This is a genomic window from Pseudomonas sp. D3, assembly GCF_029320995.1.
GTDB lineage: Bacteria > Pseudomonadota > Gammaproteobacteria > Pseudomonadales > Pseudomonadaceae > Aquipseudomonas > Aquipseudomonas paraveronii.
This window is the reverse complement of the sequence record NZ_CP119772.1, coordinates 4054463-4069799: the sequence shown is the minus strand read 5'-3', so window position 1 is coordinate 4069799 and position 15337 is coordinate 4054463. Positions and strand designations below refer to the sequence as shown.

General features: G+C 59.5%; 15 protein-coding genes. 11 read left to right on the top strand and 4 right to left on the bottom strand.

The genetic code is table 11. The features are described from left to right. Nucleotide 1: 1 nt before the first annotated feature. The 11 genes from P3S72_RS18450 to P3S72_RS18400 all read left to right on the top strand — a co-directional run bounded on the left by P3S72_RS18450 (nt 2) and on the right by P3S72_RS18400 (nt 11413). Nucleotides 2–937, top strand: a complete 936-nt coding sequence (locus P3S72_RS18450) for a glycosyltransferase family 2 protein (RefSeq protein ID WP_276193508.1) — start codon at nt 2–4, stop codon at nt 935–937. 69 nt (nt 938–1006) lie between these two features. After that, nucleotides 1007–2128, top strand: coding sequence for a GDP-mannose 4,6-dehydratase (gene gmd / locus P3S72_RS18445; protein WP_276193506.1), 1122 nt, complete (start codon nt 1007–1009; stop codon nt 2126–2128). A gap of 2 nt (nt 2129–2130) precedes the next feature. Beyond that, nucleotides 2131–3108: a GDP-L-fucose synthase gene (locus tag P3S72_RS18440; protein WP_276193504.1), complete on the top strand. Its 978-nt coding sequence runs from the start codon at nt 2131–2133 to the stop codon at nt 3106–3108. Beyond that, nucleotides 3108–4316, top strand: coding sequence for a glycosyltransferase WbuB (locus P3S72_RS18435; RefSeq protein WP_276193502.1), 1209 nt, complete (start codon nt 3108–3110; stop codon nt 4314–4316). Before P3S72_RS18440 ends, P3S72_RS18435 begins: the two co-directional genes overlap by 1 nt. 5 nt (nt 4317–4321) lie before the next feature. Then, on the top strand, nt 4322–4780 hold the full coding sequence (locus tag P3S72_RS18430) for a GDP-mannose mannosyl hydrolase (protein ID WP_276193500.1): 459 nt from the start codon (nt 4322–4324) through the stop codon (nt 4778–4780). Nucleotides 4781–4802: 22 nt separating this feature from the next. Then, a complete protein-coding gene (locus P3S72_RS18425; RefSeq protein WP_276193499.1) occupies nt 4803–6212 on the top strand; it encodes a mannose-1-phosphate guanylyltransferase/mannose-6-phosphate isomerase in 1410 nt (469 codons plus the stop codon). 251 nt (nt 6213–6463) lie between these two features. After that, complete coding sequence (locus tag P3S72_RS18420; RefSeq protein WP_276193498.1) at nt 6464–6703, top strand: hypothetical protein; 240 nt, start codon at nt 6464–6466, stop codon at nt 6701–6703. An 88-nt stretch (nt 6704–6791) separates the two neighbouring features. Continuing rightward, nucleotides 6792–7904: a polysaccharide biosynthesis/export family protein gene (locus P3S72_RS18415; protein WP_276193496.1), complete on the top strand. Its 1113-nt coding sequence runs from the start codon at nt 6792–6794 to the stop codon at nt 7902–7904. 13 nt (nt 7905–7917) lie between these two features. Beyond that, nucleotides 7918–8577: a YjbF family lipoprotein gene (locus P3S72_RS18410; RefSeq protein ID WP_276193494.1), complete on the top strand. Its 660-nt coding sequence runs from the start codon at nt 7918–7920 to the stop codon at nt 8575–8577. After that, complete coding sequence (locus tag P3S72_RS18405) at nt 8574–9341, top strand: capsule biosynthesis GfcC family protein (RefSeq protein WP_276193493.1); 768 nt, start codon at nt 8574–8576, stop codon at nt 9339–9341. Before P3S72_RS18410 ends, P3S72_RS18405 begins: the two co-directional genes overlap by 4 nt. Then, on the top strand, nt 9338–11413 hold the full coding sequence (locus tag P3S72_RS18400) for a YjbH domain-containing protein (RefSeq protein ID WP_276193491.1): 2076 nt from the start codon (nt 9338–9340) through the stop codon (nt 11411–11413). Before P3S72_RS18405 ends, P3S72_RS18400 begins: the two co-directional genes overlap by 4 nt. A 37-nt stretch (nt 11414–11450) precedes the next feature. On the opposite strand, the gene P3S72_RS18395 is transcribed toward P3S72_RS18400, so the two are convergent. The 4 genes from P3S72_RS18395 to P3S72_RS18380 all read right to left on the bottom strand — a co-directional run bounded on the left by P3S72_RS18395 (nt 11451) and on the right by P3S72_RS18380 (nt 15271). Further along, nucleotides 11451–12842, bottom strand: a complete 1392-nt coding sequence (locus P3S72_RS18395) for an undecaprenyl-phosphate glucose phosphotransferase (RefSeq protein ID WP_276193490.1) — start codon at nt 12840–12842, stop codon at nt 11451–11453. A gap of 251 nt (nt 12843–13093) precedes the next feature. Beyond that, entirely contained in the window at nt 13094–13765 is a 672-nt protein-coding gene (locus P3S72_RS18390; protein ID WP_276193489.1) for a helix-turn-helix domain-containing protein, read from the bottom strand. Nucleotides 13766–13794: 29 nt separating this feature from the next. Then, complete coding sequence (locus P3S72_RS18385; protein ID WP_276193487.1) at nt 13795–14550, bottom strand: hypothetical protein; 756 nt, start codon at nt 14548–14550, stop codon at nt 13795–13797. 4 nt (nt 14551–14554) lie between these two features. After that, the gene (locus P3S72_RS18380; RefSeq protein ID WP_276193485.1) at nt 14555–15271 is read right to left on the bottom strand and encodes a winged helix-turn-helix domain-containing protein; all 717 of its coding nucleotides are present in this window, start codon (nt 15269–15271) and stop codon (nt 14555–14557) included. Nucleotides 15272–15337: the final 66 nt, after the last annotated feature.

Here is a 15337-nt window from a genome sequence, read left to right as displayed (position 1 = left end):
CATGAACCGCGAAACCGTCAGTGTGATCATCCTCACCTACAACGAAAGCCTGCATATCGCCCGCGCGATCGAATCGGTGCGCGCCTTCAGCGACGAAGTGCTGGTGGTCGACTCGTTCTCCAGCGACGACACCTGCGAGATCGCCCGGCGCCACGGTGCCCTGGTGGTGCAGCATGCGTTCGTCAACCAGGCCAAGCAGTTCCAGTGGGCGCTGGATAACTTGCCGGTCACCGGTAACTGGACGATGCGCCTGGATGCCGATGAAATCATCGAGGCCGACCTGGCGGCGCAAATCAACACGCGGCTACCGACGCTGGACCAGGACATCACCGGCATCAACTTCAAGCGCAAGCATATTTTCATGGGCCGCTGGGTGCGCCATGGCGGCCGCTACCCGTTGCAGATGCTGCGGCTATGGCGCACGGGGCAGGGGCGCATCGAAGATCGTTGGATGGACGAGCACATCTCAGTGGCCGAGGGCCGCACCATCACCCTGGAAGGCGGGTTTGCCGATCACAACCTGCATGACTTGACGTTCTTCACCCACAAGCACAACCAGTACGCGACCCGGGAAGCGATCGAGATCATCAACTCGCGCCGGGGGTTATTTGCGGTGCGCCATGAATTGAATGAGGGGCACAGTTCGTTCCAGGCCAGGCTCAAGCGCCAGGTTAAAAACCGTGTGTATAACCGCGTGCCGTTTACCTTGAGTTCGACCGCGTACTTCCTCTGGCGCTACATCATTCAACTGGGTTTTCTCGATGGCCGCAGCGGCCTGGTTTATCACGTGCTCCAAGGTTACTGGTACCGCTTTCTGGTGGGCGCCAAGGTGCTTGAACTGGAAACCGCGATTGCTCACTTACACGACAAGGACGCAATTATCCGCGAACTTTCAACGTTGACCGGACATAACTTGACGCTGACCACACCGAAGTAACTGACCGTTTTTAACAAACACCCAAGTTCGGGTGTCGGCCTTCGTTCGCCTATTATTTGGGAGATAGACATGAAAAAAGTCGCGCTTATTACCGGGATAACCGGGCAGGATGGCTCTTACCTGGCGGAACTTCTGCTGGAAAAAGGCTACGTCGTGCATGGCTTGAAACGCCGCTCTTCGTCGTTCAATACCCAGCGCATCGATCACATTTACCAAGACCCCCAAGCCCCGCATAAAAACCTGATCCTGCACTATGGCGACCTGGCGGATGCGTCCAACCTGACGCGCATCATCCAGCAGATCCAGCCGGACGAGATCTATAACCTCGGTGCCCAATCCCACGTGGCCGTCAGCTTCGATTCGCCGGAATACACCGCCGACGTGGATGCCCTCGGCACCTTGCGCATCCTCGAGGCCATCCGCCTGCTCGGCCTGGAAAAGAAGACCCGTTTCTACCAGGCCTCCACGTCCGAGTTGTACGGGCTGGTGCAGGAAACCCCGCAAAAGGAAACCACGCCGTTCTACCCGCGCTCGCCCTATGCCGTGGCCAAGCTGTATGCCTACTGGATCACCGTGAATTTCCGCGAAGCCTACGGGCTGTATGCCTGCAACGGCATCCTGTTCAACCACGAGTCGCCGCGTCGTGGCGAAACCTTCGTCACGCGCAAGATCACCCGCGCCTTGACCAACATCGCCCTGGGCCTGGAGCAATGCCTGTACATGGGCAACATGGACGCCTTGCGCGACTGGGGCCACGCCAAGGACTACGTGCGCATGCAGTGGATGATGCTGCAACAGGACAGCCCTGAGGACTTCGTGATCGCCACCGGCGTGCAGTATTCGGTGCGCGACTTCATTCGCTGGTCGGCGGCGGAGTTGGGGCTGCGCTTGCGCTTTGTCGGGGCGGGCTTGGAGGAAGTCGGGGTGGTCGAGCACATCGACGGCGACCTGGCGCCCGGCATGCTGGTGGGCGACGTGATTGTGCGGGTGGACCCGCGCTACTTCCGCCCGGCGGAAGTCGAGACGCTGCTGGGCGACCCCTCCAAGGCCAAGCAGAAACTGGGCTGGGTGCCGGAAATCAGCGCCCAGCAGATGTGTGCGGAGATGGTGCGTGAAGACCTGAAAATCGCGCGGCGCCATGCGTTGCTGCGCCTGCACGGCCACGATGCGCCGATTGCCGTGGAGAACTGAGCATGGCACGTGATCTGAACGCGCGGATCTTTGTCGCCGGCCATCGCGGCATGGTCGGCTCGGCCATCGTGCGCCGCCTCTGGGCCTTGGGTTATACCCAGATCCTCACCGCCTGCCGTGATGAACTGGACCTGTTGGACCCGGTAGCGGTGCAGGCGTATTTCGCCGAACAACGGGTCGACCAGGTGTACCTGGCAGCGGCCAAGGTCGGGGGGATTCATGCCAACGCCACGTACCCTGCCGATTTCATCTACCAGAACCTGATGATCCAGGCCAATGTGATCCACGCCGCGCACACGCATGGGGTGTTCAAGTTGTTGTTCCTCGGCTCATCGTGCATTTACCCGGTGCTCGCCGCCCAGCCGATGACCGAGCAAGCGCTGCTCTCGGGCTCGCTGGAGCCGACCAACGAACCCTACGCCGTGGCCAAGATCGCCGGCATCAAACTGTGCGAAAGCTACAGCCGCCAGCACGGGCGCGATTACCGCAGTGTGATGCCGACCAACCTGTACGGCCCGGGCGACAACTACCACCCGCACAACAGTCATGTGATCGCCGGCTTGCTGCGCCGTTTCCATGAGGCGGTGCAGCGCGGTGATGAAGACGTGCTGATCTGGGGCAGCGGCGCGCCACGGCGCGAGTTTCTGCATGTGGATGACATGGCGGCCGCCAGCGTGCATGTGATGGAGCTCAGCCAGGCGCGCTACGGCGAACACACCGAGCCTATGCGCTCCCACGTCAACGTCGGCACCGGCGTGGATTGCACCATCCGCGAACTGGCGGAGGCGCTGGCGCGGGTCACGGGCTTCAAGGGGCGTTTGCGTTTCGATACCAGCAAGCCCGACGGGGCGCCGCGCAAGTTGCTCGATGTCAGCCGTATCAATGCCCTCGGCTGGGAAGCCTACGTGCCGTTGGAAGAGGGCCTGCGCGATGCCTACAACGCCTATCTCGCAGCCCTCGAACAGCCTCGGGGCCAGTGATGAAGATCCTCTTGTATGGCATCAACTACAGCCCCGAGCTGACTGGCATAGGCAAGTACAGCGGTGAACTGGCGCGTTGGCTCGCCAGCAAGGGCCACGAGGTGCGGGTGGTCACGGCGCCGCCGTATTACCCGCAATGGCAGGTCAGCGAGGGCTACTCGGCGTGGCGTTTTCGCACCGAGCAGGTCGACGGCGTGACCGTGGTGCGCTGCCCGTTGTACGTGCCGCGCAAGCCCACGGCGCTGAAACGCTTGCTGCACCTGGCGAGCTTTTCCGCCAGCTCGTGCCTGGCGGTATTGGGGCAACTGCGCTGGAAGCCGGACCTGGTCATCCTGGTGGTGCCCACCTTGTTCTGCGCGCCCCAGGCGTTGCTGTTGGCCAGGCTGTGTGGTGCCAAGTCGGTGCTGCATATCCAGGATTATGAAGTCGATGCGATGTTTGGCCTGGGCCTGGGCGGCAGCCCTTTACTGCGGCGACTGGCGTGGGGTGTGGAGCGCGGGTTGCTGCGGCGCTTTGATCGGGTCTCGACGATATCCAGCGGCATGCTCGATAAGGCCGCCGGCAAGGGCGTCGAGGCTCAGCGCCTACTGTTCTTTCCCAACTGGTCGGAGACCGAGCGGTTTCTCGATGTGCCGCGCAACGGCAGGCTGCTGGAGCGGCTCGGCGTGCCGGCGGGAAAGCGGGTGCTGTTGTACTCGGGCAACATCGGCGAGAAGCAGGGGCTCGAACTGATCCTCGATGCCGCCCAGGCCCACGCCCATCGCCCGGAGCTGGTGTTTCTGATCGTCGGCCAGGGCGCCGGCAAGGCCCGTCTGCAGCAGCGCGTAGAGCGCGAGGGCTTGCACAACGTGGTCTTCGCCCCGTTACAGGCCTATGAAGACTTGCCTGCGCTACTGGCCTCGGCGGACGTCCATTTAGTGATCCAGAAACGCGGCGCGGCGGATTCGGTATTGCCCTCCAAGCTGACCAACATTCTGGCCGTCGGCGGCCATGCAATCATCACCGCCGACCCCGACACCACCCTTGGTCGCTTGTGCGATGAGCATCCGGGCATTGCCGTGCGGGTCGAGCCCGAATCGGTCACCGCCCTGAATGAAGGGATCGAGCGGGTGTTGGCATTGCCTGCGTACAACGCGGTGGCGTTGAACTACGCCGCAGAATTTCTCGATAAAGAACGCATTCTCCAACGCTTCCTGGCACAGGTTTGACGCTTATGTGGCTTGATTTACCGACCTTCAATACGGTCGTGGCATCGACGCCGTTGGTGTCCATCGACTTGGTCGTGAGCAAACCCAGCGGCGATACGCTGCTGGGCTTGCGGATCAACCGGCCGGCCTATGGCTTCTGGTTCGTCCCTGGTGGGCGTATCCAGAAAAACGAAACCCTGGACAACGCCTTCCGCCGCCTGACCCGCGAAGAACTGGGCTGTACCTTTGAACGCGCCGATGCGCAGCTGCTGGGCGTGTTCGAGCACTTCTACGACGACAGCGTCTTCGCCAACGCCGGGAGCGGCCCGGACACCCACTATGTGGTGCTGAGTTATTGCCTGACCCTCGCCGAGGATCAGGTGCTGGAACCGCCCACCGAGCAGCATCGGCACTACCGCTGGTGGTCGCTCGATGAGCTGCGCTACAGCCCCCGTGTACACGAGAACACCCGTGCCTATTTCTGACCCTCTATCGAAGGACGCCTTCATGTTATTACCGGTGATCTTGGCGGGAGGTTCGGGTTCGCGCCTGTGGCCGCTCTCGCGGCAACTCAACCCCAAGCAGTTCTTGCGCCTGACCCATAAAAGCCTGTCGATGTTGCAGCAGACCATTGGCCGCCTGGAGGGCGCGGATGTTGCCTTGCCGCACGTGATCTGCAATGAGCAGCACCGTTTTCTGGTGGCCGAGCAATTGCGTCAACTGGGCATGGAGCAGGCGAGCATTCTGCTCGAACCCATGGGGCGCAATACGGCGCCGGCGATTGCGCTGGCGGCCTGCAAGGCGGTCGACGAGTGCCATGACCCGATCCTGTTGGTACTGGCGGCGGATCATCTGATTGAAGATGTTCCCGCGTTTCATGCCAGCCTCGCGGTGGCGCTGCCCCTGGCCGAGGCCGGCAAGTTGGTGACGTTCGGCATCACGCCGACCAGCGCGCACACCGGATATGGCTATATCGAACAGGGCGCGGCGGTGGGCGAGGGCGGTTATGCCGTGAAGCGTTTCGTCGAGAAGCCGGACGCCGCCACCGCTGCCGACTACGTGGCGCGGGGCGATCATTACTGGAACAGCGGCATGTTCATGTTCCGTGCCAGCCGTTACCTGGACGCCTTGGCACGTTTTCAGCCGGCGATTCTCGCGGCCTGTCGCGCGGCGTTGGCTGCGGGTAGCCAGGATCAGTTGTTCACCCGGGTCGATGAGGCGCTATTCGCCGCCTGCCCGGACGACTCCATCGATTATGCCGTGATGGAAAAAACCAGCGACGCGATCATGGTGCCGTTGCAGGCCGGTTGGAGTGATATCGGCTCCTGGTCGGCGTTATGGGAAGCCAGCGAGAAGACCGACGGCGGCAACGTGCTGCAGGGCGATGTGCTGCAACTGGATACCCGCGATACCTACGTGAACGCCGACAGCCGCCTGGTCGCCACGGTGGGCGTGCAGGACCTGATCATTGTCGAAACCAAGGACGCGGTGCTGGTGGCGCACAAGGACCAGGTGCAGCAGGTCAAGGGCATTGTCGACCAACTCAAGCGCGACGGGCGTCATGAACACCTCAATCATCGTGAGGTCTATCGGCCCTGGGGCATGTATGACGCCATCGACAGCGGCCACCGCTACCAGGTCAAGCGCATCACCGTGAAGCCCGGCGCCAAGCTCTCGGTGCAGATGCATCATCACCGTGCAGAGCACTGGATTGTGGTCAGCGGTACGGCCAAGGTCACCAATGGCGAGCAGACGTATCTGGTCTCGGAAAACCAGTCGACCTATATCCCGATTGGCCAGGTGCATGCGCTGGAAAACCCGGGTGTGATTGCGTTGGAGTTGATCGAGGTGCAATCGGGTTCCTATCTGGGCGAGGACGATATTGTGCGCTTTGAAGACAAGTACGGCAGGGCCTGAGGCTTTCTGACAATTAATAACATTTTCCCCCGTGTTAAATTGCCAGCCTTGTTAGTTTCGCGACCTCAATGTGTTGATACACGGGGGCTGGCGTCGAGAAATGTTATTTTCGAATGCATACGTTCAACTTGCCGGGTAATGGCCGGGCTGGAGTATGGCTGGTGCGCTGTTTACTTGAGTGGCACTATCAAGGCGTACTTCAGTGGCACACGCTCGTTTGCTGAATACTCACTATCGATAAGGAGTCTGATATGAGAAAACAACTGGCTATTATTGTGCTCAGTCTCTTGAGTACTTCTGCCATGGCTGCCGAGTTGCCGCTTGGTCTGAGTACCGCGGTGGTCGGCTCTGTGACGGTGGGGGAAACCCTGCTGATCGGCGCGGCCCTGGTCGCGGGCGTTGCCGCCGCGTCCAGCAGCGGTGGCAGCTCCAACGGTGGTACTACCACAGGCACTACAGGCACCACGGGTACCACCGGTACCGGCAACTAACAGAACGCCTTCCGCTTTATAAGACTGCTTGGAAACCCCGCCCAAGTAGTCTTTTTTTCTTGTCGTTTATCGTGAGTGTCTTAGTACTATGATGCGTATTTTTTCTGTGGTGGTCGTGGCCTCCGCATTGTTACAAGGCTGCATGTTTGCGCCCGGCCAATACATGGACATCGACGCAATGACCAAAGACGACGGTGCAGAAAGCAGTCGCGTGGAGTTGATCCCGATTACGCCAAAGTTGCTGGCCATGGACGCGGCGACTCAAGTGTCTTATGCGCTTCCCAAAGAACTACTCGATTATAAACCCGCGCCCTATTTGATCGGCCCAAATGACGCGTTGTACATCACGGTTTGGGATCATCCGGAATTGACCGCACCTTCCGGCCCGCAGCAGCAAATCGATGCCAACGGGCGTCTGGTCAATCCCGACGGCAATCTGTTCTACCCCTATGTGGGCGAAGTGGTTGCCAAGGGCCGCACCCTCGCGGCGCTGCGCAGCGAAATCACCGACAAGCTGCGTCAGTACATCGACAGCCCCCAGGTCGATATCAGTGTGCTGCGGTTTGCCAGCCAGCGAGTGGTGATCACCGGGGCAGTGCTCAAGGCCGGGCCTGTACCGATCACCACCATCCCAATGAGCGTCATGGAGGCCATCGGTGTGTCCGGCGTCGATCCGCTCAATGCCGACCTCTCGAACCTGACGCTGACCCGCGACGGCAAGCGTTACACACTCGACCTCGACACGTTGAATCTCAACCCGTCGCGCTTGAACGACATCTACCTCAAGGACGGTGACCAGTTGTACCTGCCCTACAACGACCGCAAGCGCATCTATGTGATGGGCGAGGTCATGCAGCCTCGCGCGTTGAGTTTCAAGACACGCAGCATGAACCTCACGGACGTGTTGGGCTCGGTGGGCGGCATCAACCAGAACACCTCGAACGCCGATGCGATCTACGTGATCCGTGGTGCGCAGAACCTGGACACGCAACCGGCCAAGGTCTTCCATCTGCAAGCCGGTTCCGCAGCGGCCATGGCCCTGGCCACGCGCTTCGATGTGCAGCCCCAGGACGTGGTGTTCGTCGGTCCCGCCAATATCACTCGCTGGAACCGGGTCATCAGTCAGTTGTTACCTTCCGCCTCGATCATCGGCACCGGTGCTTCCACCCAAAACAACCTGAGCGAAGCCAACAGCCGATAAGGGTGGAACCTGCGTGAACAGTGTGAAAATCGGTATTTACGTGTGTCTTGCGTGGCTGTTGTGCGGCTGCAATCCACTGATGCAGGCCTCGCTCGATACCTTCAAGGCGGCCGTCGTCGGGCCTGCGCCATTGGCGCTGAGCCAGGCCCAGGTGGACGCCGTGCCGTTTCCCCAGATCAAAGTGACCACGGTGTCCAGCGAAGGGGTGATGGCGATGATTCGCCAGCGCGATGACCTGCAGTTCTGGGTCGCCTCCGGCAAACAGGTGCTGTTGATGCGCGATGGCCTGGTAGTGCGCACCGTCGGGCTCGGTACTGATCTGGATGGCACGCGCTGGCAGGGGCAGTCGCCGTTCCAGCTGGGGCTGCACCGCGTGCCGGACGGCTACCGCAGCAGCCGGCAGATCGACCTGGTGGAGGGCTATCGCGTCGGCATCACCGTCACCAGCCGCCTGACCCGCGAGGGCATGGAGACGCTCGAGATCCTCGACAAGCCTTACGCCTTGCTGCGCGTCGATGAAGACATCGAAGCCGAGGCCCTGGGTTTTCGTGCGCGCAACCGTTATTGGGTCGACCCCACTGACGGCTTCATCGTGCAAAGCGAACAGCACCTCAGCCCCCGCCTCACGTTGAAAATCACCCAACTGCAACCCGCCCGCCAGGAGGCCCGATGACCGCTCGCAAACGCTGGGTGCTGGCGCTGTTGTGGAGCGGCGCCAGTGCCTGCCAGGCCGCCATGACGGTGAGCGGGCAAGTCCTGCACCCCGGGCCGATCACCCTGCCACCCGAGGCGCGCTTGCTCGACGCGATCACAGCGTCACAACCGGATGCCCAGGGCTATTGGCTGGCGGCGGCCTGGCTGCACCGGCCATTGATCGAGCCCCAGACCCGGCTCAAAGCCGGCGTGCTGTTTGACCTGGATACGTTGCGTCAGGCCGCATTGGCCGCCGGGCGCGACGGCAGGGCCGACGTCGCGGCGCGCGTCTATCGACAGGTGCAGGCCTTGCCGGTGACCGGCCGGCAACGCGCGGTGCTGGACCCGGTGGCCGTGGAGGTCGGCTTTGCGCCCAACCTGCGGGTCAGCGAGGGTGATCAACTGATCTACCCGGCCAGGCCCGCTAGCGTGCGCGTCCTGGGCGCCGTCGCGGCCCCTTGCACCTTGGCGTTCCAAGCGATGCGGGCGGCGCGCGACTACCTCGACGAATGCCCGGCGGTGGCGGGTGCCGATCTCGACTACGTGTGGCTGATCCAGCCCGACGGCCAGGTCACGCGCCTGGGCATTGCCCCGTGGAACCGCGAGACAGCTGCCGCGCCTGCACCGGGCAGCACATTGCTGGTGCCGCTGCGCAGCGACGACCTGGAACCGCCCACGCCTGAACTGAACCAACAACTGGCCGAGTTTCTTGCCACCCAACCCCTGGCTGAGGTCACGCCTTGAAATTATGTATTGCAGCCGTGCTGCTGGTGCCCTGTGGCGTCGCGCATGGCGATCCGCGTTACACCCAGAGTGATTTTGGCGGGGTCGGGCTGTTGCAAACCCCGACCGCACGCATGGCCCCGGCCGGCGAACTCAGCGTCAATGCCAACCGCACCGAACCTTACAGTCGCTACAGTTTTTCCGTGCAGCCGCTGGACTGGCTCGAAGGCACCTTTCGCTACACCGCCATCACCAACCGCCCTTATGGCGCCGAATCGTTCAGTGGCAGCCAGAGCTACAAGGACAAGGCCGTCGACGCCAAAGTGCGCCTCTACGAGGAAAGCCACTGGTTGCCCCAGGTCGCAGTGGGGATGCTCGACCTGGGGGGCACCGGGCTGTTTTCCAGCGAGTACCTGGTGGCCAACAAGCGGTATGGCGAATTCGATTTCAGTGCGGGCATCGCCTGGGGCTACCTGGGCAGTCGTGGCGATTTCGGCAACCCGTTGGGCGCGCTGAGTGATCGGTTCAACGAGCGGCCTACCGCCGAAGGTTCCGGCAACTTTTCCAACGGCTACTTCCGCGGCCGCCCCGCGCTGTTTGGCGGCGTCGCCTACCAGACCCCCTGGGCGCCGTTGAGCCTCAAGCTGGAATACGAGGGCAACGACTACCAACGCGAGCCCCGAAACAACAACCAGCGCCAGGACTCGCCGCTCAACCTCGGGCTCGTCTACACGGTGGCCGACGCCGTCGACGTGAGTGCCGCCTGGGAACGCGGCAACACGGCGATGTTCGGTATCACCCTGCACACCAATTTCGTCAGCCGCAAGGCACCGGTCAAAACCTACGACCCGCCAGCCCCCACGCTGCCCGCCCAGGCGCCGACCGTCGCCATGGATCAGGTGGATTGGGCCGCGGTGTCCAAGCGTTTGCAGGACAACGCTGGCTATAACGTCGAACGGATTGCCCAGCGCGGCCCAGAGTTATTGGTGTATGGCGAGCAGCAACGCTATCTCTACAGTGCCAAGGCCGTGGGCCGCGCCAGCCGTATCCTGGACGACAGTGTCAATGACCAGATCAGTTGGTTCACCCTGGTGAGCGAGCGGTACGCCATGCCGATCGAAGAAACCAGCGTGCCCCGCGAGACGTTCCGCGAGGTGGTCAACCAGCGCGAGACACTGCAGACCCTGCGTCGCCAGACCGAAGTCAACCCGCCTAGCGCCCAGGCGCAAACGCTGCTCTACACCCAACCGCCCAAGCCCTTGAGCTACGGCGTCGGCCTGGGATACAAGCAGAACGTCGGCGGGCCCGATGGCCTGCTGTATCAGATTTCCGCCGACCTCGACGCCGAATACCGCTTCAACCGCAACACCTGGTGGAGCGGCCTGCTCAGCGTCAACCTGCTGAACAATTACGATGGCTTCACCTACGACGCCCCCAGCGGCTTGCCGCGCGTGCGTACCGATCTGCGCAAGTACATGACCAGCTCCGATGTGACCTTGCCGACGTTCCAGCTCAACCATGCGGTGCGACTGGATCAGGATCTATACGGCATGGTCTATGGCGGATTACTGGAGTCGATGTATGCCGGTGTCGGCAGTGAAGTGCTGTACCGGCCGATGGGCCAGCGCTGGGCGCTTGGCGCTGATCTGAACTACGTGCGCCAGCGCGGATTCGAGCAGGACTTCAGCCTGCGCGACTACCGCACGGTCACGGGGCATATCACCGGCTACACCGACTTGCCGTTCAATACACAGGGGGCGCTGAGTGTCGGTCGTTACCTGGCCCGCGATTGGGGCGCCACCCTGGACCTGTCGCGCGAATTCAACAATGGCGTGCGGATTGGCGCGTGGGTCACCCGCACCACCGCGTCAAAAGAAGCCTTTGGCGAAGGCAGCTTCGACAAAGGCCTTTACCTGTCGATTCCGTTCGATGAGTTGATGAGCCTGTCGACGATGCGCCGCGCCAACCTGGTGTGGGCGCCGCTGACCCGCGATGGTGGTGCGCGGCTCAATCGCGCGTATTCGCTGCATACGATGACCGACGGCCGCGACAGTGACCTGTTCTACCGGAACTTCGAGAAAGTCACTGAATAGGCATGGAAGGGGGACGTGAAGTCCCCCTTTTTTTGTCTTAGTAAATGTCTTTGGACAGCAGGGTGAACGGCGTTTTCAGCAGGATCTTGATGTCCAGCCACAGTGACCAGGTGTTGATGTAGCGCAGGTCGATGTCGACGCGCTTTTGCATCTTCTCCAGGGTCTCGGTCTCGCCCCGGCACCCGTTGATCTGCGCCAGGCCTGTGATGCCGGGCTTGATACGGTGGCGCGCCATGTACGCGTGAATCTTCCCCGAGTAGTAGTCGTTGTGCGCAACCGCATGGGGCCTTGGACCGACCAGGGCCATGTGCCCTTGCAGCACATTGAACAACTGCGGCAGTTCATCGATGGACGTGCGGCGCATGAACCGCCCCACGGGGGTGATGCGCGAGTCGTGGCGGCTGGCCTGGCGTACCTCCTGGTCGTCATGCACACGCATCGAGCGGAATTTCCACACCTTGATCACCTGACCGTTCCAGCCGTGGCGGTCCTGCTTGAAGATCACCGGGCCGGGGGAGGTCAGTTTGATCAGCACGGCGAACAGCAACAGCAGTGGGCTCAGCAGGATGATCGCGAGCAAGGCCAGGCTTTTGTCCAGCAGCGACTTGCTCAGTGCGGCGGTCGGGCGGCTGGTCAGCGGGCTTTCATTGAGGAAAATCGCCGGCAGGCCATCCACCTCGGCCACGCAGTGATTGAGCAGCAGCATGTTATTGAGGTCGGGGACCCAAATGACGTCCACGCTGATCTCCAGCAGGTTGATGTACAGCGCCTCGATGTGGGTGGCTTCCTGCAGCGAATGGGTGATGTACAACCTGCGGATACCGTGCTGCGTGATCAACTGCGGCAGGTCCGGCAGCTCGCCGAGTATCTGCGATTGCACACCTGGGAAGGCGGTCGCCGTGGCACCGACGAGGCCGACCAGCGGCGAGCGTTTTTGCCGGGAAAGTGTTTTCGCAAGGTCGGCGGCAAGTTTGCCGGTGCCAATGATCAACGACTTATGCCGCTCGTGAAGTTGCCCGTGGTAATAGCGGGAAAGACTGTGGATGGGGATGTAACAGAGCGCCAGCACGGCATAACTGATTGCCGCCCACAGCAGCAGGATTTCGATGGGGAACAACGCATTGGCATTGCAGGCGATGCCCACCGCAATCAGTATCAGCAGGGTAAGTAACCAACCCATAAAAAGTCGGCCTAATCCCACGCCGTAATCATCTTTCTTGCTATAAACGTCACACAGCATATAGGCCGGAATCGAGGCTAATATGCTAAAAGCGGCCAAAACCCGGTAGTGATACTCCAGTTGGCCGGTCTTTAAAATAACCAATGCAAATAACAGCGCGACGACCAAACTTGAGGCCAGTGTCCACTGCCCCCAAAAGGTCAGACCTTTGGGGGTTAGGTTACGATGCATTCTCCGGTTATTTAGCATACTACTGCTCCCAGTGGTGACCACTCGCGGTGGTAGGCTTAAGCGAGACGTGGCGTTAAAGCGGCCAAATGACAGGCACACGTAAGCGCGCACAGATTGATATTAATCAACGGCAGGGGGCAGTAGCTGACGACTTATAACAGGCGCATAGCGGTAGTTAAGTGATTGTTGGGTGAGACGGATTGTTATAAAAAGGCAGATATACGAGCGTGATCAACGCCAAGATTGACGATTTTGGAATTATTGTTTTTTCAACGGAGTTGCTGGGAAAGCTCCATGGGATTTTTTATTCTCTGGGTCAAACAATAACCACGATTTCTCACCGAACGGAACAAACGCTCGCCATCGTTGATGCGCTTGAATTTCTCCTGAAGTCGGCTGAGGCACATTTCCAGGCCGCGGTACAACTCAGGTTCGCGACCAATATTGCGAATAAGTTCTTCTTTACTTACCACGCGTTCTTCATGGTGTAACATTTTTTTGATAAGTGCTGATTCAATGGTGGTCAGGGAAATGCGTAGGCCGCCCTTGCTCAACATTCGATCATGTTGCGTAAATATCCAGAAGTCGGGTGCCTGTACCGGAGGTTTTTCGGTGTGTGTCGCCAGTGTTTTTTGATGCCAGTCGGCGTCGCAAAGTTGAACATTGAGTTCAAGTTTATTGTAAGGTTGTAATGTTCTATAAATAACAGATTTCGCTGCGGTATTGGGACTGTCGAGTTTTTTGAACGCGGGGTAATGAGCCTGCTGTGGATTGAAATAATGGTTGGCAAGCGATGGTGTGTGGGTTGTCTGATCCTCTGTTGCCTGCGTTAGTGGCACCCAGGCGATGTCACCATAGAGTAACTCCGCGTTCGACGCAAAGTCGGGCAGCGGGATAAAAGCGGAGGGCGCGGTGGGTAGGTGTTTCTTGAGTGAGCTCATAGTGGTTACCATGGTCAGGTGGGTAGGAGTTATAAACTTTCAGGCGGCGAGTAGTAACTGCCCTGAAAGTGATTGAAAGGCAAGCGCTTAGCGAGTGTCGCACTGTCGGAAAACTCAACCTTGTCCGCAATGAACGAAATTCGGGTGGCGCTTATCAGCTCTAGCATGTGGTCATAGAGGCGGTCGAACAGGTCTGAGCGAGTATTCAAACTCAACCTCAGGGCAGCATCCGGAAATGGCATTTTTATATAGTCATAGAGCTTTAGTTCGATCAGCAGGTCAGCCTGCTTTGTATCCAGAGTGTAGTTATTGTAGGCGAGCTTGATACCACTTCGGTCTTTCAGGGCATAAAGCTGGCGCACCATCGCGCGGCGTTCTGTGGGGCCGGGGAGTGCGTCCAAGGGGTTCTCCACACTGATAACGAGTTGTTGTTTATAGCTTTCCAAGACATTCGCGACATGGATAAGTTCATTTAGCGTATCTTCGGACATAAGCGCCGATTGGTCGATGCGCAGAAATTTATGAGTCGCAGGCTGTGCCGAAGCAAGGGGGCGGTGACTGAGGTCGGCAGTCGTGCGCGGGGCGATGCGCAATAACGCGTCACGGTAGGCGCATTTAAGTTGCTCGCGATATATGGGGTGCAAATGCTCTGGAAGGTTGAGCAGATTACATGCGCTAGTTACGCGAATCTCATTGCCCCAAAGTGTGCAGCTTCGTTCAACTATCGCTTGCCTGAAGAGCTTGGGGTGCGCTATTTCGGCAGGCGATATTTTCTCGTTATTCACGATGCTAGCTCTCTTGGGCAGGGTGTAAATGATGGGCGGAAATGATTCCGCGGCTCAATTTATAGCCATAGCCACGGATGTTCTGAATGATGTTTTCGCCATAACATGCCTTGATTTTACTGCGCAGGCGGCTGATGGATTTCTCCAGGGCGCGAGAGTCGTAGAATTTGGTATTGAGTCCCATAACGCTGGCGATTTCATCATGACTGAGCAGCCGGCTATGGATCAGTGCCTCAAGGACTTTCATTTCGACGAAGGAAATCTCGAGTTTCTGGCCGTTGCCGTAAAGGCACATCCGATCCTGATCCATGATGAGTTTGCAGTAGTTCAAACGATACGTTTCATTGAGAAACGCCTCGACTAAACTCAACTTTTCCTCAGGCGAGGTGTCTGTCACTTTTAGACAGTAGTCCGCACCGGCCAAATAATATTTGGTTTTGCTTTGAGTTGAGGCGAACGTGATGAAAACAACTATTAGACAGGCCGGATTTTTAGTCCTGGTCTTTTTTATGATGTCCAGGGTTTGACTGCTGGCAGAAGGGGTGTCGATTTCTATGACAATGGCGCGATAATCGGCGTGATCTTCCTGATGACCGACTAGTTGACCGTAGCTGCGTGTATCGACTTTTAAATCATTCGGTACAGTGCGAACTATAAGTGCTCTGAAGTCCTCGGTTTTAGACGTAGTCCGTGCAATAGCGAGGACGTTGGAAAAATGCATCACCTACTCCCTTTTCTGGCATGCAAGGCCGACAGTTCAATCGCTGCTAGCGTTAGATACTAATCG

Excerpts from the sequence above, each read along its gene's own strand:
- P3S72_RS18450 (WP_276193508.1), top strand. The coding sequence starts at position 2 with ATGAACCGCGAAACCGTCAGTGTGATCATCCTCACCTACAACGAAAGC.
- gmd (WP_276193506.1), top strand. The coding sequence starts at position 1,007 with ATGAAAAAAGTCGCGCTTATTACCGGGATAACCGGGCAGGATGGCTCT.
- P3S72_RS18440 (WP_276193504.1), top strand. The coding sequence starts at position 2,131 with ATGGCACGTGATCTGAACGCGCGGATCTTTGTCGCCGGCCATCGCGGC.
- P3S72_RS18435 (WP_276193502.1), top strand. The coding sequence starts at position 3,108 with ATGAAGATCCTCTTGTATGGCATCAACTACAGCCCCGAGCTGACTGGC.
- P3S72_RS18430 (WP_276193500.1), top strand. The coding sequence starts at position 4,322 with ATGTGGCTTGATTTACCGACCTTCAATACGGTCGTGGCATCGACGCCG.
- P3S72_RS18425 (WP_276193499.1), top strand. The coding sequence starts at position 4,803 with ATGTTATTACCGGTGATCTTGGCGGGAGGTTCGGGTTCGCGCCTGTGG.
- P3S72_RS18420 (WP_276193498.1), top strand. The coding sequence starts at position 6,464 with ATGAGAAAACAACTGGCTATTATTGTGCTCAGTCTCTTGAGTACTTCT.
- P3S72_RS18415 (WP_276193496.1), top strand. The coding sequence starts at position 6,792 with ATGATGCGTATTTTTTCTGTGGTGGTCGTGGCCTCCGCATTGTTACAA.
- P3S72_RS18405 (WP_276193493.1), top strand. The coding sequence starts at position 8,574 with ATGACCGCTCGCAAACGCTGGGTGCTGGCGCTGTTGTGGAGCGGCGCC.
- P3S72_RS18395 (WP_276193490.1), bottom strand. The coding sequence starts at position 12,842 with ATGCTAAATAACCGGAGAATGCATCGTAACCTAACCCCCAAAGGTCTG.
- P3S72_RS18390 (WP_276193489.1), bottom strand. The coding sequence starts at position 13,765 with ATGAGCTCACTCAAGAAACACCTACCCACCGCGCCCTCCGCTTTTATC.
- P3S72_RS18380 (WP_276193485.1), bottom strand. The coding sequence starts at position 15,271 with ATGCATTTTTCCAACGTCCTCGCTATTGCACGGACTACGTCTAAAACC.